Source organism: Marinococcus halotolerans DSM 16375, assembly GCF_000420725.1.
In the GTDB taxonomy this organism is placed as follows: domain Bacteria; phylum Bacillota; class Bacilli; order Bacillales; family Marinococcaceae; genus Marinococcus; species Marinococcus halotolerans.
The window spans coordinates 70536-93424 of sequence record NZ_ATVM01000008.1; the positions used below are offsets into that span (position 1 = coordinate 70536).

The 22889-nt window shown below is 46.6% G+C and carries 26 protein-coding genes and 2 riboswitches; of the genes, 14 read left to right on the forward strand and 12 right to left on the reverse strand.

Features of this window, described 5'->3' with window-relative positions; genetic code table 11:
- Nucleotides 1–12 precede the first annotated feature (12 nt).
- The gene (gene gcvT / locus G548_RS0107765) at nt 13–1137 is read right to left on the reverse strand and encodes a glycine cleavage system aminomethyltransferase GcvT (RefSeq protein WP_040880807.1); all 1125 of its coding nucleotides are present in this window, start codon (nt 1135–1137) and stop codon (nt 13–15) included.
- A gap of 64 nt (nt 1138–1201) precedes the next feature.
- Nucleotides 1202–1289, reverse strand: a riboswitch (glycine riboswitch).
- Between the two features lie 3 nt (nt 1290–1292).
- Nucleotides 1293–1381, reverse strand: a riboswitch (glycine riboswitch).
- Nucleotides 1382–1573: 192 nt separating this feature from the next.
- On the opposite strand from gcvT, the gene G548_RS0107770 reads away from it, so the two are divergent.
- Nucleotides 1574–2215, forward strand: a complete 642-nt coding sequence (locus tag G548_RS0107770; RefSeq protein WP_022793596.1) for an MBL fold metallo-hydrolase — start codon at nt 1574–1576, stop codon at nt 2213–2215.
- A gap of 112 nt (nt 2216–2327) precedes the next feature.
- On the opposite strand, the gene G548_RS0107775 is transcribed toward G548_RS0107770, so the two are convergent.
- From G548_RS0107775 to G548_RS0107780, 3 genes are all read right to left on the reverse strand, one after another.
- Nucleotides 2328–3440 carry a CapA family protein gene (locus tag G548_RS0107775; RefSeq protein WP_022793597.1) on the reverse strand — a complete coding sequence of 371 codons (1113 nt, stop codon included), beginning with the start codon at nt 3438–3440 and terminating at the stop codon, nt 2328–2330.
- 95 nt (nt 3441–3535) lie between these two features.
- The gene (locus tag G548_RS19175; protein ID WP_156847919.1) at nt 3536–3703 is read right to left on the reverse strand and encodes a hypothetical protein; all 168 of its coding nucleotides are present in this window, start codon (nt 3701–3703) and stop codon (nt 3536–3538) included.
- Nucleotides 3704–3736: 33 nt separating this feature from the next.
- Nucleotides 3737–4006 carry a hypothetical protein gene (locus G548_RS0107780; protein ID WP_022793598.1) on the reverse strand — a complete coding sequence of 90 codons (270 nt, stop codon included), beginning with the start codon at nt 4004–4006 and terminating at the stop codon, nt 3737–3739.
- Between the two features lie 152 nt (nt 4007–4158).
- On the opposite strand from G548_RS0107780, the gene G548_RS0107785 reads away from it, so the two are divergent.
- The 4 genes from G548_RS0107785 to G548_RS18750 all read left to right on the forward strand — a co-directional run bounded on the left by G548_RS0107785 (nt 4159) and on the right by G548_RS18750 (nt 7542).
- The gene (locus tag G548_RS0107785; RefSeq protein WP_022793599.1) at nt 4159–4491 is read left to right on the forward strand and encodes a hypothetical protein; all 333 of its coding nucleotides are present in this window, start codon (nt 4159–4161) and stop codon (nt 4489–4491) included.
- 175 nt (nt 4492–4666) lie between these two features.
- On the forward strand, nt 4667–5797 hold the full coding sequence (locus G548_RS0107790; RefSeq protein ID WP_027847272.1) for a 5-methyltetrahydropteroyltriglutamate--homocysteine S-methyltransferase: 1131 nt from the start codon (nt 4667–4669) through the stop codon (nt 5795–5797).
- Between the two features lie 158 nt (nt 5798–5955).
- Nucleotides 5956–6318, forward strand: coding sequence for a DUF2513 domain-containing protein (locus G548_RS0107795; protein WP_022793601.1), 363 nt, complete (start codon nt 5956–5958; stop codon nt 6316–6318).
- A gap of 513 nt (nt 6319–6831) precedes the next feature.
- Nucleotides 6832–7542, forward strand: coding sequence for a 3D domain-containing protein (locus G548_RS18750; RefSeq protein ID WP_022793602.1), 711 nt, complete (start codon nt 6832–6834; stop codon nt 7540–7542).
- A gap of 75 nt (nt 7543–7617) precedes the next feature.
- On the opposite strand, the gene cynS is transcribed toward G548_RS18750, so the two are convergent.
- Nucleotides 7618–8064 (reverse strand): cyanase, encoded by a 447-nt coding sequence (cynS, locus tag G548_RS0107805; protein WP_022793603.1) that lies wholly within the window; start codon nt 8062–8064, stop codon nt 7618–7620.
- 385 nt (nt 8065–8449) lie between these two features.
- Here cynS and G548_RS17660 point away from each other — a divergent pair, with 385 nt between their 5' ends.
- On the forward strand, nt 8450–9301 hold the full coding sequence (locus tag G548_RS17660; RefSeq protein WP_022793604.1) for a glycosyltransferase family 8 protein: 852 nt from the start codon (nt 8450–8452) through the stop codon (nt 9299–9301).
- A 35-nt stretch (nt 9302–9336) separates the two neighbouring features.
- Here the strand turns inward: G548_RS17660 and G548_RS0107815 are convergent, their stop codons facing one another.
- The 5 genes from G548_RS0107815 to G548_RS0107835 all read right to left on the reverse strand — a co-directional run bounded on the left by G548_RS0107815 (nt 9337) and on the right by G548_RS0107835 (nt 16043).
- Nucleotides 9337–10032: a Na-translocating system protein MpsC family protein gene (locus G548_RS0107815; RefSeq protein WP_022793605.1), complete on the reverse strand. Its 696-nt coding sequence runs from the start codon at nt 10030–10032 to the stop codon at nt 9337–9339.
- Nucleotides 10033–10384: 352 nt separating this feature from the next.
- Nucleotides 10385–11692, reverse strand: a complete 1308-nt coding sequence (locus tag G548_RS0107820) for a Na+/H+ antiporter family protein (RefSeq protein ID WP_022793606.1) — start codon at nt 11690–11692, stop codon at nt 10385–10387.
- A gap of 125 nt (nt 11693–11817) precedes the next feature.
- Entirely contained in the window at nt 11818–12270 is a 453-nt protein-coding gene (locus G548_RS0107825) for a GNAT family N-acetyltransferase (protein WP_022793607.1), read from the reverse strand.
- A gap of 173 nt (nt 12271–12443) precedes the next feature.
- Nucleotides 12444–14162, reverse strand: coding sequence for an assimilatory sulfite reductase (NADPH) hemoprotein subunit (cysI, locus tag G548_RS0107830; RefSeq protein WP_022793608.1), 1719 nt, complete (start codon nt 14160–14162; stop codon nt 12444–12446).
- A 27-nt stretch (nt 14163–14189) separates the two neighbouring features.
- Nucleotides 14190–16043, reverse strand: a complete 1854-nt coding sequence (locus G548_RS0107835) for an assimilatory sulfite reductase (NADPH) flavoprotein subunit (protein ID WP_022793609.1) — start codon at nt 16041–16043, stop codon at nt 14190–14192.
- 307 nt (nt 16044–16350) lie between these two features.
- Between G548_RS0107835 and comGA the strand changes: the two genes are divergently transcribed.
- The 8 genes from comGA to G548_RS0107875 are packed head-to-tail and all read left to right on the forward strand — an operon-like array spanning nt 16351 to nt 20372.
- Nucleotides 16351–17355, forward strand: a complete 1005-nt coding sequence (gene comGA, locus G548_RS17665) for a competence type IV pilus ATPase ComGA (RefSeq protein WP_169435233.1) — start codon at nt 16351–16353, stop codon at nt 17353–17355.
- Nucleotides 17352–18392 carry a competence type IV pilus assembly protein ComGB gene (comGB, locus tag G548_RS0107845; RefSeq protein WP_022793611.1) on the forward strand — a complete coding sequence of 347 codons (1041 nt, stop codon included), beginning with the start codon at nt 17352–17354 and terminating at the stop codon, nt 18390–18392. Before comGA ends, comGB begins: the two co-directional genes overlap by 4 nt.
- Before the next feature lie 15 nt (nt 18393–18407).
- On the forward strand, nt 18408–18560 hold the full coding sequence (locus tag G548_RS19180; protein WP_022793612.1) for a hypothetical protein: 153 nt from the start codon (nt 18408–18410) through the stop codon (nt 18558–18560).
- Nucleotides 18553–18852, forward strand: a complete 300-nt coding sequence (comGC, locus tag G548_RS0107855; RefSeq protein WP_022793613.1) for a competence type IV pilus major pilin ComGC — start codon at nt 18553–18555, stop codon at nt 18850–18852. The genes G548_RS19180 and comGC overlap by 8 nt, the downstream gene beginning before the upstream one ends.
- Entirely contained in the window at nt 18852–19304 is a 453-nt protein-coding gene (comGD, locus tag G548_RS0107860; RefSeq protein ID WP_022793614.1) for a competence type IV pilus minor pilin ComGD, read from the forward strand. The genes comGC and comGD overlap by 1 nt, the downstream gene beginning before the upstream one ends.
- Nucleotides 19288–19614, forward strand: a complete 327-nt coding sequence (locus G548_RS19185; protein ID WP_022793615.1) for a hypothetical protein — start codon at nt 19288–19290, stop codon at nt 19612–19614. Before comGD ends, G548_RS19185 begins: the two co-directional genes overlap by 17 nt.
- Nucleotides 19595–20029 (forward strand): ComGF family competence protein, encoded by a 435-nt coding sequence (locus G548_RS0107870; RefSeq protein WP_169435234.1) that lies wholly within the window; start codon nt 19595–19597, stop codon nt 20027–20029. The genes G548_RS19185 and G548_RS0107870 overlap by 20 nt, the downstream gene beginning before the upstream one ends.
- Complete coding sequence (locus G548_RS0107875) at nt 19962–20372, forward strand: hypothetical protein (RefSeq protein ID WP_156847922.1); 411 nt, start codon at nt 19962–19964, stop codon at nt 20370–20372. The genes G548_RS0107870 and G548_RS0107875 overlap by 68 nt, the downstream gene beginning before the upstream one ends.
- A 36-nt stretch (nt 20373–20408) precedes the next feature.
- Here G548_RS0107875 and G548_RS18995 read toward each other — a convergent pair whose 3' ends face one another.
- Both G548_RS18995 and aspA read right to left on the reverse strand, forming a co-directional pair.
- A complete protein-coding gene (locus G548_RS18995) occupies nt 20409–21440 on the reverse strand; it encodes an MTH1187 family thiamine-binding protein (protein ID WP_022793618.1) in 1032 nt (343 codons plus the stop codon).
- A gap of 8 nt (nt 21441–21448) precedes the next feature.
- Entirely contained in the window at nt 21449–22867 is a 1419-nt protein-coding gene (gene aspA / locus G548_RS0107885; RefSeq protein ID WP_022793619.1) for an aspartate ammonia-lyase, read from the reverse strand.
- Nucleotides 22868–22889: the final 22 nt, after the last annotated feature.

The following is a 22889-nucleotide window of genomic DNA, read 5'->3' on the forward strand; positions in this document are numbered from 1 at the left end:
CGCCTCCTCTGTTTATTTTTCCCGTTTATAAAAAGGCACAGCTGCCACTTTCGCCCGTTTAGCTTTGCCCCGCACGTCTACTTCGACAGCCTGACCCTGGTTCGTCCATTCGATATTCAGAAGTGCAAGCCCTACGTTTGTTTTCAGCGTCGGTGAGTGAGTGCCGGTAGTGACCCATCCGATTTCCGCTCCGTCATCGTCCTGCACCCTGTAACCCGGGCGCGGGATTGCTTTATCAACCATTTCAATGCCGACGAGCTTACGTTTTAAGCCTGCTTCTTTTTGTGTTTTTAAAGCCTCTTTACCAATAAAATCGTCTTCCTGCTTCAGCTTTACGCAAAAGCCAATGCCTGCCTCAAGCGGCGTAATATCTGCGCTCAGCTCCTGGCCGTACAGCGGCAGTTTTGCTTCAAATCTTAAGGTGTCTCTCGCGCCAAGACCGCATGGAAGGATCCCTTCAGATTCTCCTGCTTCCATGATTGTCTCCCAGCAGCGGATGGCTTCCCCAGCCGGGCAGTATAATTCAAAACCGTCTTCTCCGGTATAACCGGTTCTTGATATGATGATATTTTCGGCTTCTCCGACGGAAGCGCCGGCAGCAAAACGAAAAGGCATTATCTCTGCAAGAGAAGCATCGGTTACTTTCTGCAGCACCGTTTCTGCCCTCGGGCCCTGCACGGCAAGTAGCGCTGTATCTTCTGAAATATCAGTAATACTTACGTTTTTCGTTACGTGGCGACGCAGCCACTCCAGATCCTTTTCAATGTTGGCTGCGTTTAACACGAGCATATATTTTTCTTTTTCAAGCTGGTATACGAGCAGATCATCAACCGTGCCTCCATCTTCATAGCACATAGCGGTATACAGCGCTTTTCCGGGCTCTGCATTTTTTATGTTATTTGTGAGCATGTACTGCAGAAATTCAGCAGCATCCTCGCCATCCACGATCGTCTCGCCCATATGGGAAACATCGAACAGACCGACCTTTGTACGCACTGCCTCATGTTCATTTTTAATGCCGGAAAACTGAACTGCCATTTCCCATCCGCCAAAATCGACGGTTTTTGCTCCGTATTTCTCGTACACGGGAAACAAGGGGGTTCGTTTTAATTCTGCCAAGAAAATCACCTCATTCATTGTTTTCTGAAAAATCAAAACAGAAAAAAGCATAAAAAAGACAGAACTCCATAAACTATGGAAGCTCTGTCCTATAACCAGAAAGTTTCTCCTTTCCGTTTTACGGAAAGAGTGTCTTCGTGGGTGGCTTCTAAAAGAAGCGCTCTCCAGAGGAGCGTCCAGTAAGAGTCTGTTTGCCTGAGAGATTCACCTGTTACGGCTTGCTCCTTCGGCGCTGCCTGGCAGTCTCTCCCCTTACCATCATCCGCGCATTATATGTACATCGTTATTTGCTCATATTCTATCACTAATTCAGATAAAAACCAATGCTGAAAAAATTAAACCGAACATTGCCTGCAAATTTTTCTTTAATATTCGTGCCTCCCTTTGGATCAGTCATTTCTTCTCATCGAAATATTGTTTATACTAAAACCAGCACAAAAAATGGAGGGAAACTATGAACTGGAAACAGCTTCCGCTTGGACCACTGCAGACAAACTGCTATGTTCTGTACGATAATGATAAAAACGCCGTTATTATTGACCCGGCTGGTGATGCCGATAAACTGCTCACCTATCTTCAGGAAAACGACCTGCACCCTGTCGTCATTCTGTTAACACATGCCCATTTTGATCACATCGGCGCGCTTGACGCTGTGCGGGATGCCTATAATATTCCTGTTTATCTTCATGATCAGGAAAGTGACTGGCTCGGAGATCCCCAGAAAAATGGGTCTGGTCGCATGATGCCGGAGGCTGCGTTTACTACCAGACCCGCTGATCACCTGCTGCAGGCTGAAGGCACGCTTCAATTCGGCAGCTTTGAATTCCAGTGGCTCCATACGCCTGGTCATTCACCAGGAAGTATATCTTACTGGCATAAAGAAACGAACACGGTGTTCTCCGGCGATGTATTATTTTCAGGCGGTGTCGGCCGGACCGACCTATACGGAGGAGATATGGATACGCTTCTAGCCTCCATTCACGAACAGCTGCTTGAACTCCCGGAAAATACGGTAGTAGCCTGTGGTCACGGGCCTTTCACCGATATCGCAGCCGAAATGGACTCCAATCCGTTCATTAATGGGTTTGGCGCATAATAAGTAAAAGGACCTCTGTTTAAAACTAGAGGTCTTTTTATTTATTCATTACAGTAATTGAAATTATTTACGCTTTCCGCCTGTTTTCAGGCGGGATTTACTTTCATATGCATTATTGCTCATCCTCGAGCCACTGATACACGTGCTCATGCAGTTCTTCTTCCGTTTCGCCGCCATTGGCCGGATGATCTGCTTCGGCCATCGGCTTTACAGTGTACTGGTCTTCAGGTCCCGGGACCACCTGGGTGAAATCAATGTTTGGCTCTGTAACCTTCACATCTTCCCCGTCCTTTTCCACATCGAATGTGGCAACACCGCCTGTATCGGTATAATCATTGTCCTGGCCGGAATAAAAATTACCGAGAGAATAAAATACGAGCGTTTCATTGCCTTCCTCGCCCTCCAGCCGTTCCATCGGCTGAAGTACATGAGGGTGATGACCGATGACTACATCTACTTCCAGGTCTGCAAGAAACTGAGCGAGTTCCTTCTGTTCTTCATTGGGCAGCCGCTCGTATTCATCTCCCCAGTGCATATTCACGACCACGATATCCGATTCATCTCTGATTGCTTTGACGTCTTCCTGTATTTTTTCCTTGTCAATTTCCTGTACAACATATTCATGCCCCTCCGGCACCTCGATGCCGTTCAGTCCGTACGTATAGGAAAGCACCCCCATGTCTACATCCTTTACGTCTATAATACGCTGCCGATTGGCATCCTCTTCGTCTTTATATACCCCTACATAGTCCATGCCCGTCTGCTCATAATGATTAATCGCATTGTTTACAGCTTCCATTCCTCGGTCAAGCGTATGGTTATTGGCCCCGGAAAGCATGTCCACTCCAGCATCCTGAAGGTCGTCCACGATCGCGTATGGACTGTTAAAGGAAGGGTAGGCTGAGAGGCCAAGCTCCTCACCGCCGGGAATCGATTCCTGATTTACGATCGTATAATCCGGTTCTTCAAGCATCGGAGTGACCGCTTTTAACGCCGGGGTGAAATCGTATTCCCCGTCTTCTTCCATTCTTTTATATACACGACCGTGCAGCAAAACGTCTCCCGCCGCTCCAATTGTAATGCTTTCATCTTCCTGCTCCTGTTTTTCAGGCTCTTCTTCTGTCTGTGCCTCGGAGTTTTCATTTTCCCCATTGGACTCCCCGGCGCTGCTGCAGCCACTTAAAAGGAAGACTCCGCACGTTAATCCATAATAAAGTTTTCGCATGACATCCTCTTTTCCTTCAAATAAATTTCCTAGTCTGAATATACTATAAGTTTACTAGTATATACATTGGAATTGAAGAGGTTTTCATGCAATTTTTATGACTGCCGGGGCGAAACACTTCTTCCACGCACAGCGAGCGTCCCAAGAACTACTGCAAGCGGTACGATAACCCACCACTCCTGGTAAAGCAGCGGGTACGAAAAATTCTTCGAGGTTAACGGGAATAAAAACTGAGTCCCGTTTCCCAGAAAGTCAATCAGCATAGAGCCGATGGCCAGTGTAATAAATGAAGCAGTCTAGGCTTTGGGAAAGCTCCCCCCGAGCGCGCGACGGACTACCGGGGCGAACGCTGCTGCAATAAACGGCAGCGTCAGCAGCGTATGAAAAATATAGTTGCCAAACAGCTTCGGAATATCCGGCACAAGCACCATCACTCCGAAGGCCATCACCTTAAAACGCCGCGAAATAGTTAAATTCGAATTTCCGTAAAATATATACATAACCACTGCACCGGTCAACAGGTGCAGCAGAGTACTCGGTACATGTTCAATCAAAATTTCAATCACAGGTCGTTCCTTCTTTCTGCGGGAGATGATTGTTTTATTCACGGTTTTCTTCTTTCATAAACTCCCTCCATAACGTTTTACTGGATTGAGTGATACGGCTGCCGGGGTATGGAAAGAAAAGCAGCTAAATTATTGTCAGGAGAGATTTTATAATGACCCCTGTGGAAAAACCGTCTGCGCTCAACCGGGCGCGAAAGAAAAAGGCCGCTGCCATGATAGCAGAAGGCGAGTTTGCCAGGCAGCTTAAAAGTATTCTTGTTTTTCAGGATATCGATAAGCAGAGTGCTGACAAAATGGACAACAGCTTTCGTCCGAAAAAAACGATTTACGCTCTCACTGGAGAAAAGTTGAGCATGAAAGATATTGTATTTGTAATCAAATTGAAAGGCTTTAACGGGCTTTACCGTTTATTTTCCAATTACCACACTGCTTGTCACACAAACGATCGCGGCGAACCGGTGGTTGTTTTTCAGCGTCGCCCTTAACAGAGCGTACACGGGCCGTTTTCATTTTTCCGGAAGCACAGCCTGCTTATGATGGTTTCTGTAGACAAACCATCCTCTGCTTCCATATACTATTAGTAGGCAAAGTATATACAGAAGAAGCTAAAAGCCCTGCTTTTTTCTGTCTTATTTCTGAATCTATACATATTACAGAGGAGTGGATAGTTTGACAAAAGCACCGTTTCGCGCAGAACACGTAGGAAGTTTTCTCCGTCCGGAAAGACTCAAAAAAGCCCGGCAGCAGTATACAGAGGGAGAGTTAAGCGCCGAAGCACTATGGGACATTGAAAACGAAGAGATCACTGCTCTTGTTGAAAAGCAAAAAGAAGCTGGCCTGCCGGTCGTTACGGATGGCGAGTTCCGCCGCGCATGGTTTCATCTTGATTTTATGCAGGAGGTCGAAGGGGCAGAATTTATTAAACTCGACCATGGCCTTGTATTCAGCGACAATACGGAAACAAAAGCCGAAGGAGTTAAAGTTGTTGATAAATTAGCCTTCCGCGACCACCCAGTTATCCGTGAGTACGAATTTTTACATAGCCTGAAAGATGAACACGCCGCCCGCGTGACCGTTCCAAGTCCAAGCATGTTTATTTTCCGGACTGTCACCGAAGAAGAAAAAAATGTCTATCAGTCGGAAGCGGAGCTGTTTTCCGATCTGGTGCAGGTTTACAAAGATACGATACAGGCTTTGTATGAAGCCGGCTGTCGCCATCTTCAGTTTGATGATACGACCTGGTCTTTATTTCTCGGCGCTGAAAAGGACAAGGACCTCGTACTTTCCGGCGGTCTGCTTGAAGCACGAGGCCTGGATCCGAAAGAAACGCTGGATATGTTTGTAAACACCGTCAATGAAGCGATTGCCGATAAGCCTGAAGATATGCGGATCTATATGCACGTCTGCCGTGGCAACTACAAGTCCACCTATGCATCGAGCGGCAGCTATGACGCCGTTTCAGAATATATGTTCAGTAAATTAAACGTTGACGCTCTCCTGCTGGAATTTGATGACGAACGTTCTGGAGGCTTTGAACCATTAAAGTATGTAAACCGCAGCGATCTGCAGGTGGTGCTCGGTTTAATCACTTCGAAATTCCCTGAACTTGAAGATGCTGGTCTAATCAAATCCAGACTGCAGGAAGCAGAAAAATATGTACCGCTTAAACAGCTCGGTTTAAGCCCTCAGTGCGGCTTTGCTTCTACCGAAGAAGGCAATATCCTAACCGAAGAAGAGCAATGGGCGAAAGTGCGGCACGTCGTTTCTCTTGCCGAAGACGTCTGGAAATAAGTATTCGGAAAAAGAAGCCGGCGTTCACCGGCTTCTTTTTTAACAGGCATGTAAGACAGCTCTTTCTGCCAATGCACCAGAAGGCGCAAATCTTTTCTGGCGTTTAGACCAGTCCCGATATTATAATCTCAGTAAGTATAAAAAAGGTGGAAGATAAAATGGTTATGGAAAGAGACATGGAATCAATCAGGAAGCTTTTGATCGACTTGAAGGAGCAAAAGCCCGGCTTCAGCCTGACATCTAAAAACGAAGAAACCGATTATTACATGTATCTGCTCACCGAAGGAGGACTGATCGAGGCTACCCGGCACAAAACCCTGAGCAAGCAGGTGACAAGCTACCATAATATTAAAATTACATTTGCCGGCCATGATTTTATTGATGTCGCCGAAGACGACCATATTTGGAACAAAACACAGGAAAAAGCCCTGGAAAAGGGCTGGTCGATGTCCAATATTCCTTTAACCGTCCTGACAGATTTACTTAAAATTACACTTTACCAGCACTTAAGCAACGACTGACGCACAACTAATTTCTCACGATTTATATTTTTCCACATAGCTTCCGGCACACCTCCTGATGATTCAGGGGGTTTTTTGTTGTGCCGGGTGAGTGCTGCATCTCCTTTTTCCCGCTCTTTTTCTGCAGCATTTTTATGGATTTACTAAAATTTAAAGATTAGTTCATTCCTCACGAAATCTCGAAATTAGGCTTTTGTTCTCACAATTTTCATTTGTAATATTATGTTCGTTTCCTTACCGAAATTTTAAGTATAAATGCCTTAAAACTCTTTAGTATAGGGATTTTATAAATATTACACATAATTTCTCATATATTTCATAAAGCTTAATCTTGTTACGTTTGCATTACATTCGTCCTATTCGCTTGAAAGTTCTCCTCCTTCAAGTTAAATTTACAAACGTGCGATAGATTATTTTCACATACGCATCCAATACTAATTTGTTTACGTTCGTTCACCCTTAATGCTTACTAAATAAAAAATTTTATACTTTCCGGGGAGGAATTTTTCAACCATGATGAAATCTACGAAAGCTTCACATTGGATCGGCGGCGCAGTTCTTGGTACAGCTTTAGCTTTTGCAGCACCAGCGGTAAGTGATGCATCAGACAGTCTGTTAGTCCAGGGAGACTCCAATGACTCTGTATCCGAAGCCCAATCGGTACTCGATGATAAAGGATATTATGATTATGAAGTAGACGGGATTTTTGGTTCGATTACAGCAGCTGCTGTCCGTGATTTTCAGGCTGATGAAGGCCTTACAGTCGACGGCATTATTGGCCCGAATACAAAGGCTGCGCTTTATGGAGAAAGCTCCGGCAGCTCCAGTGAAAGTGAGACTGAGGAAAGCTCCGAAGCGGAAGACAGCGACAATGAAGCAGTAGAATCTGCTTCCACTTCCGAAAGCAGCAGCTCTTCAGACACCTCCGGCGGAGGAGAGTCCATGACAGTCGAGGCCACTGCTTATACAGCAGACTGCGCAGGCTGCAGTGGCATTACAGCTACTGGTGTAAATTTAAATACCAACCGTTACGCGAAAGTAATAGCAGTAGACCCTGACGTCATTCCACTCGGCTCTGAGGTGCAAATTGAAGGTATGGGTACTTATACGGCAGCGGACACCGGCGGAGCGATAAACGGAAACCGTATCGACGTTCACGTTCCAAGTAAGTCCGAAGCATACTCCTTCGGCCGCCGAAGCGTCGAAGTAACCGTAGTAGATTAATCTACTTATAAGCTTTATAAATATAGAGCCGCCTTTCCTTCGAAATGGAAAGGCGGCTCTATTGTCTTTATTTGTCTACCATTTTGAATACGGAAGAAATTTGCCGTTCAACGTGACAACCACCCGGTCTCCACCCGGATCTTCCTCACGTTCTACATCCATTTTAAAATCGATGGCGCTCATAATACCATCACCGAATTCCTCATGGATAATTTCCTTTAATGTCGTGCCGTATACCTGAGTAATTTCGTGAAAGCGATAAATAAGCGGATCTGTCGGAGTACCTTCGCTTAGAGAACCTTTGTACGGTACAGCCATCAGTTTATGCTTGATTTCTTCATAAGGAACCTCGAGGTAGTTAATGAGCGCGTCTGCTTCCTTTTCATCCATTGATGCCTGACCCTGAATTACGGCAGCGACCCAGGTTTTATTACGGCCCACAGCTTCCGCTAAATCCTGATAAGTAGCTCTTTTCCGGTTTTTTGCTTCTATCAGCTTGGCGGTGACTTCACTCATTTCCATCATTTTCTCTCCTTCCTTATTCTGTTCTCCTCCACTTTAACATGCAGCCCTCCCCCGATATATGATTTTTGCCATCCTCTTTCAGGCATCTTCCATTTAAACTGCTTTAAACCTAGTTCCAAAAGCTTATTTTTTGTTCATTTGCCTTTACTTTGTTTCAAAAAGATGCATTAAGGATATATGTATAGCTATCCGCAAATTTTTACGCCGGTTTTTAAAAGTGAATATAACCAGCTTCAGCAGCAATGAGTTAGACCATTGGGAGCTAATCATAAGCTGAAAAGAAAAAGCCTGCCAGCTGTTTCTTTTTAGTTCCAGACATGCACCGGGTGCTTCTGTGACTGAAACAGATTAATTACTACTACCCCACGAAGGAGTGCTTGTTATGTCTTATTCTTCTCCCTATATTGTTACAACTGTAGCTGACGCCAACTATGCAGAACACACAGCTGTTTCCTTTACATCTCTGCTTATGAACACCACAAAACCCGAAAGAATCGAATTTCACGTTATTGAAACCGGCTGGATCAGCTACCAAAAGCAAATGCTCGAGCAGCTCGGAGCTCATTTTAAATCCCGTGTCGTTTTTCACGCCATCGACACAGACAGATATAAAAATCTTTTTCAGGCGAATCACAAATATTCCTATCACATTACCAACGCTGCCTATTACCGGCTGTCCATTCCGTACTTGTTTACAGAGGCAGACAAAGTATTATATATCGACTGCGACACGATCATCCAGGAGGACATTACAATTTTGTGGAAGATCCCTCTGCGGCACCAGGTTATTGCCGCAGCGGAAAACTTCGGCGGCTTTTACCGCAACGATGATTTATTCATGCCGCCGGAAGCTAAATATTTTAATTCCGGAGTCATGATGATTCAGGTGCCGAATTGGAAAAAACGCCAGGTGACCGACCAGGTCGTCCAGTTTATCCAAAAGCACGAGAGCCGGATGCTTTATCATGACCAGGACGGCTTAAACGCTGTACTTTACAATCATTGGTTCGAGCTTCATCCTAAATGGAATACAATGACCGATATGTTTCTGAAGGCTTTACCTGACACCCGTCAGGGGAAAAAGGTGATGAGTGCTGCCGAAAAGCCAGCCGTTATTCATTTTACCGGCCCGGAAAAACCGTGGCAGCCAAACACCAGACACCCTTTAAAGCATTTGTATCATGAATACGCCGCCCAAAAAGACGAAATTGTCGTGAAGCCCACTTCCCTGTAATACCGGCGCCGCTCTTTTAATCAAAAGGAGCGGCGTTATTTTGTTTCGGGTTCCCTGCTGCTGCAGATAAATATTAAATAATTAATGTCTTTATCCACATCCCAGATAATAAATGGATCGATGACTTCCCGCGGCATTCGTGCCAGTAAATCTGTTTCCTCGATAATACCTTTCACAAGTGTCGTCTTTGCTGCTTCAATTTCCTCTTCATGTCCTTCTTCAAGAAGCTGGCGTTCTACCGGAGTTAATACATTCGTACGTTCAATCAGAACTACGCGGTGATTTAAAGGTTTTGTATTCACAAAAGCAGAGAGACCTTCCTTGTTTTCTCCAGCCCTTTTTACCACGCTGTTTAACTCTTCCTGCCACTTTTCTACAATTTCAGATTCCGCAGGGGCATCAACTGTACCGAAAATTACTCCCGAGCGCTGACTCAGGTTCCAGTTTGTATAAATATCGAGAACTTCCTTGCCGGTAACCGCTTCGAGTTCTGATTTTATATCAGCATAGAGAACGCTCATCAGCATCTCTCTCAACTCTTTAACCTTTCTGCCTTCATTTTTTTGGATTAAAATTTGTTCCATTGGCACCAAAAAATCACGAATGTGAACACAAAAATAAGGCGGAGCCCACGTAGTATGTACAGAGATAGGTCCCTTTCCAAAGCTTTCCCTCAAAACCTTTCCAATATATCCAGCTATCGCTGATTGTACTTCCTTTACTTCTGACATTACATTCTTCTCCTTTTCTTCCAAACCTCATCTTGTTTTGTTCTCGCTCTACCAGCCTTCCTCGGAAAAACGAAGGCTTATAAAAGCATAAAAAAAGCCACAGAGGAAAAATATCCTTTGTAGCTTACCGTTTAGCTCAATTGTCTAACGATCCTGCATCATTTACTGCTTATTGAATTTTACGGGGAGCCGCCTGAGACGACTCCCGGGGTTTTATTTCCTGCGAGGCAACGACTTATTTTCAGCCCTATTGTCTAAAAATTTCTATCGTCCGTATAAAACATACATTATTTATTCATGTTTCACTTTACCTGTTTTGGACTAATTTTGCAATGCATTTGCTGCGAAACTGCTACAGAAGAAACGCTGCGGCAAGTCCGCAGATAAACAGCGGAATGTTGAAGTGCAGGAACGTAGGAACACAGGTGTCCCATATATGATCATGGTGGCCATCGGCGTTGAGGCCGGCTGTTGGTCCAAGCGTGCTGTCGGAAGCCGGAGATCCTGCATCCCCAATCGCCCCCGCCGTGCCGATTAAAGCTGCAGTGGCAAGCGGAGAGAAGCCGAGCGAGGCGCTTAGTGGCACAAACAATGCCGCGAGGATTGGAATCGTCCCGAATGAAGAACCAATCCCCATTGTAATCAACAGCCCTGTCAAAAGCATCACGACTGCTCCGAGCAGCTGGCTGCCGCCAAGAACATCAGACGTTACTGCCACTAACTGTTCTACTGCTCCGGTGTCCTGCAGCACAGTCGCGTAGCCGGACGCAAGAAGCATTACAAAGGCGATCATCCCCATCATGCGAACGCCGTCGTTCACCGTCTGATCTGCTTCTTTCACCGGAACAACCCGGAAAATAAACATAGCTGCAATACCGGTCAGTGCACCTATTACCAATGATTCTGTCCACACCTGTACTAACAGCGCAGACACAATCGCTATCAGTGTTAACAAATGCGACAGCTGAAATCTTTTCGTATCCTTCAGGGAAGCTTCTGCTTCCGTAACATCTATGTTCCCCGTGTTTGTTTCTTTATCTTTGCGGTACGTAACGAATACAGCTATCAGCAGACCGATCACCATGCCGCCGACCGGAATAATCATCGCCTGCCAAATCTGTCCGAAAGCAATGTTCATGCCGTTTTCGTTCATGCTTTCCTGAATAATATTCTGAAAGATTAACCCATAGCCGACAGGCAGCAGTATATACGGCGCCTTTAAGCCGAAGGTCAAACTAACAGCAACTGCCCGGCGGTTAATTTTCATATGGTCAAACAAATGCAGAAGCGGCGGTATAAGTATCGGAATAAAAGCAATATGTACCGGAATAAGATTCTGCGATAAACAGGCTACTCCTGCAATGGTCAAAAGCAAAGCCGCCCGTTTATTTTTTAACAGCTTTACCAGATTTGTCACTAAAAACCCTGTAATACCCGAATAGCCAATCATAACAGCAAAAACACCAAGCAGAATGTAGCTGAGGGCGGTATCAGCCCTCCCGCCCATACCGGATACGAGCATTTCAATGGAATCGGTAAAAGAAAGACCGGCCAGCAGCCCTGCCGTTACTGCTGCCCCCATCAGTGCAAGAATGACATTCAGGCGAAAGAGGCTGAGCACAATTAACACCAGAACTGAAACTATAACTGCGTACTCCACTTTGTTTCCCTCGTTTCTCTTCTTTTATCGTTTATGTACATATACAGGTTAAACGCACAAAGAAGATTTTAGCATAAATCCTTTAGTCTGCTCAAACTTTATCAGAGTAAACTATTTTGCGTTATTTAAAATTCCCATTCGTAATGCGTCCAGGCGCTTTTAGCACCGCCGAGCGATTCGTAAAGCCTGCGTGCTTTTTTATTGGCCCGGTCTGTTTCAAGCACCATGCCGGCATAATCCTCCGACTGTACATAAGAAAGAACGAACTCAAGAAGCTCTTTTCCATAATGCTGACCCTGAAATTCTGGATAGATATACAGATCATTTAAGATGGCTGTTTTTTTAACCTGTAAGGTGCTGAACGTCTGATACAGGGTAGCAAAACCGATTAAATCGCCGTAATGCTCCACAATAAACTGGATGCCGATTTCCGGCTGGGCCAGAAGTTTCTTAATTAACGTTTTTAATTTGCCGAGGCCGGGATCCGGATGCTCGTAATGGTTCACAATATACGTCTGCATGGCTTCTGCGAGACTGGGTATATCTTCTGCTTCTACTGTTCTTATTCTTATACTCATGACGTCCTCCTGCCTAGTTCTATTACCTTGCATATAATTGTTTTACCGCACTATATTTCATCTTATGGGACATACAAACAGGATACAACCCTGAAAGCAAAAGCGCTGAGGAAAAAATCTCCCTTTTAAATTCATAGAAAAACGGGAGCCGCTTACGCGTGCCCCCGTTTTTATCAGTCATGAAAATTTGTGCCGTCTGTAGTCGCTTTAACATAGTCTGCACGGATGACAAAGTCCCCGAAATGCTCTCCCTCGTAACGCTCCTTCGCAAAGCGGCCAATCATCGGTTTGAGTTCACTTAAAATCTCCTCTTCCCCGATATTTTCCCGGTACAGCTTGCTCAGGCGGTCGCCGGTAAAGCTTGCGCCTAAATACATATTATATTTTCCCGGTGCTTTTCCGATAAAGCCGATCTCCCCGAGCGCTGAACGGGCACAGCCATTTGGACATCCTGTCATGCGGATAATAATGTCTTCATCCCGCAGACCCTGCTCCTCAAGCATCACCTCGAGTTTATCGACCAGCGACGGAAGATAACGCTCTGCCTCCGCCATGGCAAGGCCACAGGTCGGAAAGGAAACACAGGCCATGGAATTGCGGCGGAGAGCGGAATAGTGCTTTCCGTCTGTCAGACCGTAATCCTCAATCAGTTTGCTGATCTGCTGTTTTTTATCGTCTGTTATATCGGATATGACAACGTTTTGATTCGGCGTCATTCGAAAGTCGCCGGTGTGGTTTTTGGCTATTTCCCGAAGACCGGTCATCAATTGATAGTTTTCTTCATCTTTGATCCGTCCATTTTCAATAAAGAGGGTGAAATGCCACTTACCGTCGTTGCCTTTGATCCATCCGTACTCGTCCCCGTTGCTTTCAAATTCATAGGAACGGGCAGCCTCTAATTCATAGCCAAGCCGTTCATTCAATTCGCTTTTCAGCCATTCGACCCCATAACGGTCAATCGTATATTTGAAACGGGCGTTTTTCCGGTTGGAACGATTGCCATAATCGCGCTGAATCGTCAGCAGCTTCTCTGAAGCATTCACCACTTCTTCCTTCGGCACGTAGCCGATCACGCGTCCAAGCTGCGGATACGTATCCGGCTCGCCGTGCGTCATTCCCATGCCGCCACCGACTGATACGTTAAATCCCTGCAGCTCCCCGTCTTCTACAATAGCAATATAGCCGATGTCCTGGGAGAAAACGTCAATGTCGTTGGACGGCGGGACCGCCACGCCGATCTTGAATTTTCTTGGGAGGTACGTTTCGCCGTAAATAGGTTCAACTACTTCCTTGCTATCTGCTACTTTTTCTTCATCAAGCCATATTTCATGGTAAGCCGTCGTGCGGGGCAGCAGATGGTCGCTAATCTGTTTGGAATACTCATAAACTTCTCCGTGCACATCGGATTGATTCGGATTCACATTGCACATAACGTTTCTGTTAACGTCCCCGCAGGCCGCCACAGAATCTATCATAGCTGCATGGATTTCCTGCAGATTTTTTTTCATATTCCATTTCAGAACTCCATGCATTTGAAAGGTCTGGCGCGTAGTCAGCCGGAGAGTGCCGTTGCCGTATTTATGTGACACTTCATCCATCGTGAGCCACTGTTCTGGGGTTATGACGCCTGCCGGCAGACGGACACGGAGCATAAACTGATAAGCCGGTTCAAGCTTTTGCTGGCGTCGTTCGTTGCGCAGGTCCCGGTCGTCCTGCATGTAGCTGCCATGAAATTTCATGAGCTTCGCGTCTGTTTCAGGGATGCTTGCAGTGATGGGGTTAGCCATCGTTTCTACAAGCGTGCCGCGCAAAAAATTACTGCCCTTTTTCAATTGCTCCATCCCGTCCAAGGGAGTGTCTTGAATGTGTTTTAAACTACTGTATTCTGCCATATGCGTTTGGTTCCTCCCCGGTAGTTATTAATATACGTCACGCTGATAGCGTTTTTGCTGCTGCAGATCGAGCATGTATGCTTCAGCTGCTTCATGTGTCATATTTCCTTCTTGTTCAAGCACTGTCACCAGGGCTTCATGCACGTCATGGGCCATCCGCTTTTCATCTCCACAGATGTATAAAAACGCCCCGTCCTGCAGCCACTGATAAACTTCTCCACTATTTTCAAGAATCCGGTGCTGGACGTATACCTTTTCTTCGTTATCCCGTGAAAAGGCTACATCCATTTTTGATAACGAGCCTTCTTCAAGCCATTGCTGCCATTCTGTCTGGTACAGAAAGTCTGTCCGGAAATGCTGGTCCCCGAAGAAGAGCCATGATTTGCCGTCCGCTTCCACTTCCTCGCGTTCTTCGACAAATGAGCGGAACGGGGCAATTCCAGTTCCCGGTCCTACCATAATAACAGGGGCAGACGGGTTATCCGGAAGTTTGAAATTTGGGTTGTGCTGAATATAAATAGGCAGCGTATCTCCCGGGTCCGTGCGTTCTGCGCACTGTCCGGAGCAGACACCTGTCCGTGGTCTGCCATGAGCATCATAGCGAACGGCCCCTACTGTTAAATGCACTTCATCAGGATTGGCGGATGGACTGCTTGCTATCGAGTACAGGCGCGGCGGTATTTTCCGTAAATTACCCACTACATCTGCTGCTCCACCCTGCCATGGTCCGTAATCCTTCAACAGATCCAAAAGGTCACGTCCTTCGAGGTACGAGCGCAAATCGTCCGCCTGTTCTGTTTCCAGCAGCTCTGAGAGTTTTTCGTTATTTGTCAGCTTACTCATTTTTTCAAGCAGCGGTTTAGTTAAAACCGTGATTTCAAAATGAGAGAGGAGTGCTTCACGAAGCGAGCGAATATCGCCCTGCTTATTCAATACTACTGTTTCTTCCGGATTCCAGTCCATTTCGCGAATCAGCTGGTCAACCAGAAGTGGATCATTTTCCGGAAACATCCCGAGGCTGTCCCCGGGTTCAAAGGTCAGGCCTGATCCTTCAAGCGAAAGCTCTATATGACGGGTTTCTTTTGCCGATCCCCGTCCGTTTAAATTAATGTTATCCAATATTTCCGCCCGGAACGGGTTAGTTCTTGAGTACGCCGGCTGTTCCGTGGCAGGAGCAGCCGAAGCAGCCGCTCCGGCAGGGGCTGCTGCCGCCTGCGCCGGTTCTTCCTGAAGCTCATTCAGGCTCGAAAGGACGCCCTGGATCCATTCTTCGGCATCGTCGTCAAAATCAACATCGCAGTCTACTCTTGGATATAGACGGGTGCCTCCAAGATCTTCAAGCCGCTGATCAAAATCTTTACCTGTCTGGCAGAAATGTTCATAGGAGGTGTCTCCAAGCGCGAGTACGGAAAAGCGTGCATCTTCGAGTTTCGGAGCTTTACGCCCATTCAGAAACTCATGAAAAGAAATAGCGTTGTCCGGAGGATCGCCTTCTCCGTGTGTACTCACGATAACTAATAGGTTTTCCACCTTTTTCATGTTTTTCGTCTTGAAATCATCCATCGAGCTTACAGTTACATTGTAGCCCTGATCTTTCAGCCTTCTTGAGCTGTCTTCTGCAATCATTTGACCATTACCGGTCTGGGAGCCAAATAAAATGGTTACTTCCTTGGAAGCCGCCTCTGCCTGGGACGTCTGGGGAGCAGCCGCTTCCTGGACAGCCGGCCCTTCAGCTGCTGCCGGTGCAGCGCCTGAAGTCGCCTGGGAAGCCAAATACCCGCTTAACCAAATTTTCTGATTTTCTGTTAATGTCGGCAGGAGCTGATTCAGTAAATCTACCTGCTCCTGGCTAAAAGGACTATTAGTAACCTGCAATTGCACTCTCTCCACCTCACAAATAAATTTAACTGCAATCTTATCGCTTTAAGGACAAAATAATTTTCTCTTTAGCTTTATTTTATCCATGTGTATAAACTGGTCATTTTATTATGGTCAATTTTATCCGTATAATTCTTATGTGTCAAGTTGGTTTTAAACTCCTGACGGAATATTGGGCAGTCTTTTATATTTTATCATACCGCTGCTTCTGTTACGCTTTCTTCAAAAAATTAATATATTGAAAAAAATGGTAGATTATTTCCTTGATTTACCATATAATAAAATTACTTTTCAGAAAGAAGGTGAGGCCTTGACCAACATCGAATCATTTACACGGCAGTTGATCCATCAGGCAGCGGCCGCCGGCGCATCGGATATTCATCTGCTGCCGTCTTATTCAGAAGCTTCTCTCTATTTTCGTATCCATGGACGCCTCGAGCATTTAGATACGTATTCTGCGGCTTTCGCCCACCGGCTTATTACGCACTTAAAGTTTAGAGCCGGAATGGATATCGGCGAACGAAGGCGTCCGCAGGATGGCTCGCTTACGTACCGCTCGCTTCATCCCCCCGTACATCTCCGTTTTTCCACCATGCCTTCAGAACGTATGGAAAGCTTCTCTATCCGGCTGCTTCCGCAGACCTTTAAGTTTACTCTCCCGCAGTTGTTTTTAACTTCCACCACTACCCGCTCATTCGAAGACGCTCTTGCCTCCCGCAAAGGACTGGTTCTATTGACCGGAGCCACCGGGTCCGGAAAATCCACTACCCTTTACGCCATGCTCGAGCATCTGCTTGCCTCAGGACCGCAGCGTATTATTACAATCGAAGACCCTGTAGAGCTCCGGGTGCCCGGCTGTATCCAAACGGAAGTCAACGAAAAAGCGGGGCTCACCTATGCATCTCTTCTGAAGGCATCCATGCGGCATGACCCCGATGTGATCATGATCGGAGAGATACGTGACGCTGAAACAGCGCAGCTGGCTCTGCGTGCTGCACTCACCGGCCATCTTGTGCTCACTACACTGCATGCCGGCAGTACGTTCGGGGTCCTCCGCAGACTGCTGGACCTTGGCCTTTCAACAACGGACCTCCTTGAAACCACCACCTTCATTGCCCATCAGCGGCTTATTTCCACCTCTTCTCTTTCCACCCACGGGCGCCTCGCGCTATTTGATTTTTCTACCCGAAAGGATATCCATTCCATGCTTGATTCCAATAAACCACTTGATTCACCCCGAATAAATGAGCAGCTGAGACGGGGCTATGCGCTCGGCTTATTCGGCAAGGAAGCCTTTGCTGAGGCCAGAGCATGAGCAAGCCAATAAAAAAAGCCTGGAAGCCGGAGGCAAAAGCATTATTTCTTCAACAGCTTGGCGAGCTGCTCAGCAGCGGGTATCATCTGGATCAATCCATACAGATGCTTTCCTGGGAACAGCCAGCTTCTGTTACTGCTTCTCTGCGCAGCATACGAAGGCACCTTCGCAGCGGCCGGGAGCTCCATGAACTGTTGCTTGAACACCATTTCCCATCTGATATTGCTGCTTTTGTTTATTTCGCGGAGCAGTCCGGCCGACTTTCTGAAGGATTAACTGCAGCGGGTGATCATTACATGAGCCGCCTGGAGGCCTGGAGCAGCTTCCGTAAAGTTCTGTATTACCCTTTATTTCTTCTATGGCTGCTGATTATTCTCGCTTATGTATTTGTCCGCTACCTTTTTCCACAGTTTCTCGAGCTGTTTGAACAGCTGAGCATGGAGCTTCCTTTTTACACCCGAATGGTGATGAACATGATTTCTGCAGCTCCTTTCTTCTTTGCCCTTGTTTTTGTTCTGCTGACTGGCCTCGGGGCATTTTATGCTTTCGCTGTCCGTCCGAAGCCTGCTTCAACGCGAGCTTATTTTTGGACCAGACTGCCGTTTCTCCGATCTTTTATTACTATGAGGACTACGGCCTCTTTCGCTGAACAGTTCGGCTACCTGCTATTAAATGGTTTATCTCTCTCTGAAAGCTGTCTGGTGTTAAAAAACCAAAAGCATTCCCCATTAATTCAGGAAGAAGGAGAGCGCCTTGAACAAACGCTCGCTGCCGGCACGCCTCTGCCCGAAACGTTCCGACGGCCCTGGTATCTTGAAAGCCTCGGCCAGGCGGTGCAGTACGGCCAGTCTATCGGCGCACTCGGCCAGGTGCTTGTGCAATACAGCAGCCAGACACAGCATAAACTCGAAACAGACATCCAACGGATGACCATGACTGCCCAGCCCATTCTCTTCTTCTCGGTCGGCATTCTGATTTTAAGTCTTTTCGCTGCCGTATTTTTACCTATGTATCACATGATTACTTCCATACAGTAAAAGGAGTGTCCACCCATGCAAATTCCTCACGATTATTTTTCTGAACGACTCTCGTTACTTGAAAAACGCTTGACGGACCTTGAAATGCATAAAGAAGAAGACATTGCTTCTTTATTACAGTTGCTTCGCCAATCCCGCCCTTCCAGAAAGGAAAAAACATATGCTTAAAAACAACAAAGGTTTTACTATGGTGGAAATGCTGATTGTACTTCTCATTATTACTGTGCTTCTTTTAATTGCTATCCCAAACATCGGTACAAACAACCAGGTTGCCCAGTCCAAAGGGTGCGACGCCACCATCCAGCTTTTAGAAACCCAGGCTGCTGCCTATGAGGTTGAATACGGCAGCGAACCGTCTTCCCTTCAGGATCTTGTCGAAGCTGACTATGTAGAAACGATCACCTGCCCGGACAACACTCCACTTGTATATAATAACGGGGCCGTAAGTAAAGGATCCTGATGCTTCTCTTCAATTCAAAGGGTTATACCTTTCCGGAAGCTATCGTAGTTCTGCTTGTTTTCAGCGTACTTGCCGCTGTACCATTTATTCATTTCTCTTCGGCCTATCAGAGCACACGTGAAGATCATTTCGTCCGGCAGTTGGAGGCTGATCTCGTTTACAGTCAGCACTATGCTTATACTCACCATACCCCCGCCCGTCTCAACTGGCACGCAGAGGAGAATTACTATGCCCTCGTAAGCAACGACCGCAGTGAACCTTTAATCGAGCGCACCATCCCCGAAGGTTTTTTCGCTCCCACTGCTTCTAAGCTCCAGTTTTATGAATTGTCATATACGGAGAAAGGAAACATTAAAAAAGCAGGCACAGCAACCCTTCACGGTCCGTCCCGGTCGTACCGGTTTATATTTCAAATTGGAAGGGGGCGGCTCCGCGTTGAGACATCTTCGTAATGGATTCACGCTGATTGAAGCCGTCAGTGCCCTTTCCCTTCTGTTCGCTGTTACTCTATTTATGCTCCCCCTTCTTCATCAGAATTATCAGACCTGGAGCAGCCAGCAGTTGTATTACGAGCAGCTGTATGTGATGGAAAAGGAAGCAGGGCGCATTCACCAGTCTGCCTCTGCCGCAGTCACTGCTTCCACCTATTTGAAAGGAAGGATTCATGTTCACATTAAAGAGCACGAAGAAGGCTATAAAGTGTGTACTTCGATCGAGGGAAGCCGTAACGAACAGTGTGTGTATGTCCTTGCGAAACAGTAAAGGGGTCACGCTTCCTGAAATGATTATTACTCTGCTGCTGTTCAGCCTGTGGGCACTGGCCGCTGCTAAATTCAGCAGCCTGCTTTTAACTGAAGTTCCGTCTCCCGATACTGAAGCACGCTTATTTGTTCAGCAGATGGAGGAAGACATGCAGACTGCTCAATCGTTAACATATAAGAAGCAACGGTTTTATATTAAATCCACACAGCATACGTACGAATATTTTATCTCTAACGGGCGGGTCGTCCGCCGGGTGGATAATGAAGGATTTGAAATCATGCTCCAGGGAGCTTCTGCTTTTTTTGTGAAGACAGGAGAATACGGGGCGGATGTGGAGGTGATTTTAAATGATGGGCAGTATATTCAATCGTTTCTTTCCTATCATGCAGCGACGAAAAAGCTCTTCCCATCGTGACGGCTTTATTCTCCCCTCCACCATTTTCTTTCTTTTATTCATTTTCTTATTTATGGTACTCGCTGCCGGACTTTTAAAGCTTCAGCTTCTGCAGCAGAGCGAGGAGTTTGGATCCCTGGATGTAAAGTGGATGATCCGCAATGCCGAAAATATTTATATTGAAGCTCCTTCTGAATCTGGCACTGTAGCGATGCCGGACGGTACCGTCGAATGGGAAGAATTAGAAAGCGGTGAAGTCAAATTCACTGCCCGCCACCGCCGGGGATTTTCCAGGGAAGTGTCTTATCCCCCAGACTGGAGAGACTCTGTTTATGAAGCTCTTTCTTACCAAGAACATAGGTAAAGCCGGCAGAGTCAGCTCTGCCGGCTTTCGTATTGGTTACTGCTTTCGCGCGTTTCGTACTGATTCCATTTTCTTTTTCATCTGCTTGCCTTCTGCATCACGGCGGTCGTCAATACGAATATTTGTTGATACACGCTGATAGCCTTCTTCAAAAGGTATTTCGTGTATTTCTCTGACAACCTGCAGCAGATCATCAATATTTCCTTCGAGAAGCGTACTCATTGGCGTCATTTCAATATCAATTTTATCATTGTGCTTTTCAAGCACGTCCTGAATTTTTGCTACCGTATCCGACATCCCAGTTCCCTGTTTGTCTATAGGAGAGACTGTCACATCAACAATTGCCATAAATAACTGCTCCTTTCGTTTTCTTCCGGGCCGGTGCGGGAATTCACGTTCAGCAAGCACCCGAAATGCGGTAATCGCAGTTTGAACGTGTACCTTCTCCGGCACAGAACATGTAATATTTCGTTGAAGCCAGAACGAAGGCTTCAGCCATGTGTTTCTGCTGTCGGCAAAGTGCCGCTGAAGCACTTTTTCTGCCAAAAAAGCCATCGGCAGTGATACATAAGCACTGACAGCTATAAAAACATTTCCCGGAGAAGAAACAATGTAAACCGGCGACGCCATTACAAGAAACAATACGAAGTATATAAACACAATGTTGGTGGAGCAGTGATGGTTTGTAATCGATGCTCTTGCCACTCTTTTCCACGAGCTTTTTTCGGGTACGCCGGTAAAGCTAAAAACGCTAAAAACTTTATGCTCTGCGCCGTGAAACTTTTTGAGCTGCTGTGGAAAAATAAAATGAGTTCCCATGACAAACAATAAAAACGAATATAAAGGAAGGAGCTGAAAAATGGCCGCTATGAGCCAGACAGCGGCTGTGAGCTTGTACCAGACAGGCATCGCCCCTGTTACCACTGCTGCTGCTCTTAAATAAGACCGCACGGAAAGCGGAAGCAGTTCGGCATGTATCTTTCCTTCACTGCCGACATAGGCTCTGCTCATAAAGGATGCTCCAAAGAAAAACACGCCGCCCTGATAGGAAAGCCCGCGAATTTTCATGCCGGCTGTTACTCGCCGTACATGAATCGTGAACCGGCGATGCCCGGTTTGGTCATTTCCTTGGCATCCAAAATTTCATCAAGCTCTTCTTCAGACAATATCCCCCGTTCAATGCAGATCGAGCGTACACTCTGATCCGTTTCAATCGCTTCTCTTGCAATTCTCGCAGCTGTTTCGTACCCAACATGCGGGTTAATGGCTGTAATGATGCCTACGCTTCGTTCCACCATGTTCCGGCAGTGTTCAATATTGACTGTAATTCCTTCAATAGTAAATTCACGGAAGACTTTCAGCCCGTTCTGCAGCACCGAAAGGGACTGAAGCAGGTTAAATACGAGCACCGGCTCCATTACATTCAATTCGAGCTGGCCGGCTTCCGAAGCATGGCTGATCGTATGGTCGTTGCCGATAACCTGAAAGGAGATCTGATTAATTAATTCGCACATGACCGGATTTACTTTCCCCGGCATAATCGAAGAACCCGGTTGGCGGGAAGGAAGGTTGATTTCATTCAGGCCGGTTCTAGGCCCGGAGCTCATCAGCCGCAGATCGTTCGCCATCTTGGAAAGGTTAATCGCATGTACCTTGAGAGCCGCTGACAGTTCGGTGTAGGAATCCGTGTTCTGCGTCGCGTCCACAAGATCAGTCGCACTGTAAAACGGCATCCCGGTCTGCTCAGCAAGAATTTCTGCCACGCGTCCAATATATTCAGGCATCGCGTTGAGCCCGGTGCCGACCGCTGTTGCCCCGAGGTTGATTTCATACAAATGATCCACCGACCGTTTAATGCGGCGCAGGTCTCTTGTCAGCACCCGGCGGTAGGCACCGAACTCCTGGCCGAGACGGATCGGCACGGCATCCTGCAGATGCGTACGCCCCATTTTAATGACATTGTCAAACTCTTCTTCTTTTTCTCCCATCGCTTCAATCAAATTATCGAGCGCAGTGACCAGGCCCTGTGAAAGACGCAGCGCTGAAATGTGAATCGCTGTCGGGAACGAGTCGTTGGTGGACTGGGCCATGTTCACGTGGGAGTTCGGGCTTACCCGCAGGTAATCCCCTTTTTCTCCGCCCAGTAATTCGATAGCCCGGTTAGCAATGACTTCGTTTGCGTTCATGTTAAAGGAAGTCCCTGCCCCGCCCTGAATAGAGTCCACAATAAATTGATCATCAAATTTGCCCTCGATCACTTCGTCCGCTGCCTCTATAACCGCCTCAGCAATAGATTCATTCAGAAAGCCAACTTCCGCGTTAGCGGTGGCTGCTGCTTTTTTTACATAACCGAACCCTTTAATCAATTCCGTGTGCGGCGGATAGCCGGTTATTGGAAAGTTTTCTTTTGCCCTCAGCGTCTGTATGCCGTAATAAGCATCTTTAGGCACTCTCTTTTCTCCTAAAAAGTCACGTTCCACACGGTAGTTTTCCATGTTTTTAGCCCCTTTTTAACAA

Coding starts and splice junctions, on each gene's coding strand:
- G548_RS0107825 (WP_022793607.1), bottom strand. CDS start 12,270: ATGAGTATAAGAATAAGAACAGTAGAAGCAGAAGATATACCCAGTCTC.
- G548_RS0107795 (WP_022793601.1), top strand. CDS start 5,956: ATGGTTATGGAAAGAGACATGGAATCAATCAGGAAGCTTTTGATCGAC.
- G548_RS0107770 (WP_022793596.1), top strand. CDS start 1,574: ATGAACTGGAAACAGCTTCCGCTTGGACCACTGCAGACAAACTGCTAT.
- G548_RS0107875 (WP_156847922.1), top strand. CDS start 19,962: ATGATGGGCAGTATATTCAATCGTTTCTTTCCTATCATGCAGCGACGA.
- aspA (WP_022793619.1), bottom strand. CDS start 22,867: ATGGAAAACTACCGTGTGGAACGTGACTTTTTAGGAGAAAAGAGAGTG.
- G548_RS0107815 (WP_022793605.1), bottom strand. CDS start 10,032: ATGTCAGAAGTAAAGGAAGTACAATCAGCGATAGCTGGATATATTGGA.
- cynS (WP_022793603.1), bottom strand. CDS start 8,064: ATGGAAATGAGTGAAGTCACCGCCAAGCTGATAGAAGCAAAAAACCGG.
- G548_RS17660 (WP_022793604.1), top strand. CDS start 8,450: ATGTCTTATTCTTCTCCCTATATTGTTACAACTGTAGCTGACGCCAAC.
- comGC (WP_022793613.1), top strand. CDS start 18,553: ATGCTTAAAAACAACAAAGGTTTTACTATGGTGGAAATGCTGATTGTA.
- G548_RS0107870 (WP_169435234.1), top strand. CDS start 19,595: ATGTCCTTGCGAAACAGTAAAGGGGTCACGCTTCCTGAAATGATTATT.
- comGD (WP_022793614.1), top strand. CDS start 18,852: ATGCTTCTCTTCAATTCAAAGGGTTATACCTTTCCGGAAGCTATCGTA.
- gcvT (WP_040880807.1), bottom strand. CDS start 1,137: ATGAATGAGGTGATTTTCTTGGCAGAATTAAAACGAACCCCCTTGTTT.
- G548_RS19175 (WP_156847919.1), bottom strand. CDS start 3,703: ATGCTGATTGACTTTCTGGGAAACGGGACTCAGTTTTTATTCCCGTTA.
- G548_RS0107775 (WP_022793597.1), bottom strand. CDS start 3,440: ATGCGAAAACTTTATTATGGATTAACGTGCGGAGTCTTCCTTTTAAGT.
- G548_RS18750 (WP_022793602.1), top strand. CDS start 6,832: ATGATGAAATCTACGAAAGCTTCACATTGGATCGGCGGCGCAGTTCTT.
- G548_RS18995 (WP_022793618.1), bottom strand. CDS start 21,440: ATGAAAATTCGCGGGCTTTCCTATCAGGGCGGCGTGTTTTTCTTTGGA.
- G548_RS0107785 (WP_022793599.1), top strand. CDS start 4,159: ATGACCCCTGTGGAAAAACCGTCTGCGCTCAACCGGGCGCGAAAGAAA.
- comGB (WP_022793611.1), top strand. CDS start 17,352: ATGAGCAAGCCAATAAAAAAAGCCTGGAAGCCGGAGGCAAAAGCATTA.
- cysI (WP_022793608.1), bottom strand. CDS start 14,162: ATGGCAGAATACAGTAGTTTAAAACACATTCAAGACACTCCCTTGGAC.
- G548_RS19180 (WP_022793612.1), top strand. CDS start 18,408: ATGCAAATTCCTCACGATTATTTTTCTGAACGACTCTCGTTACTTGAA.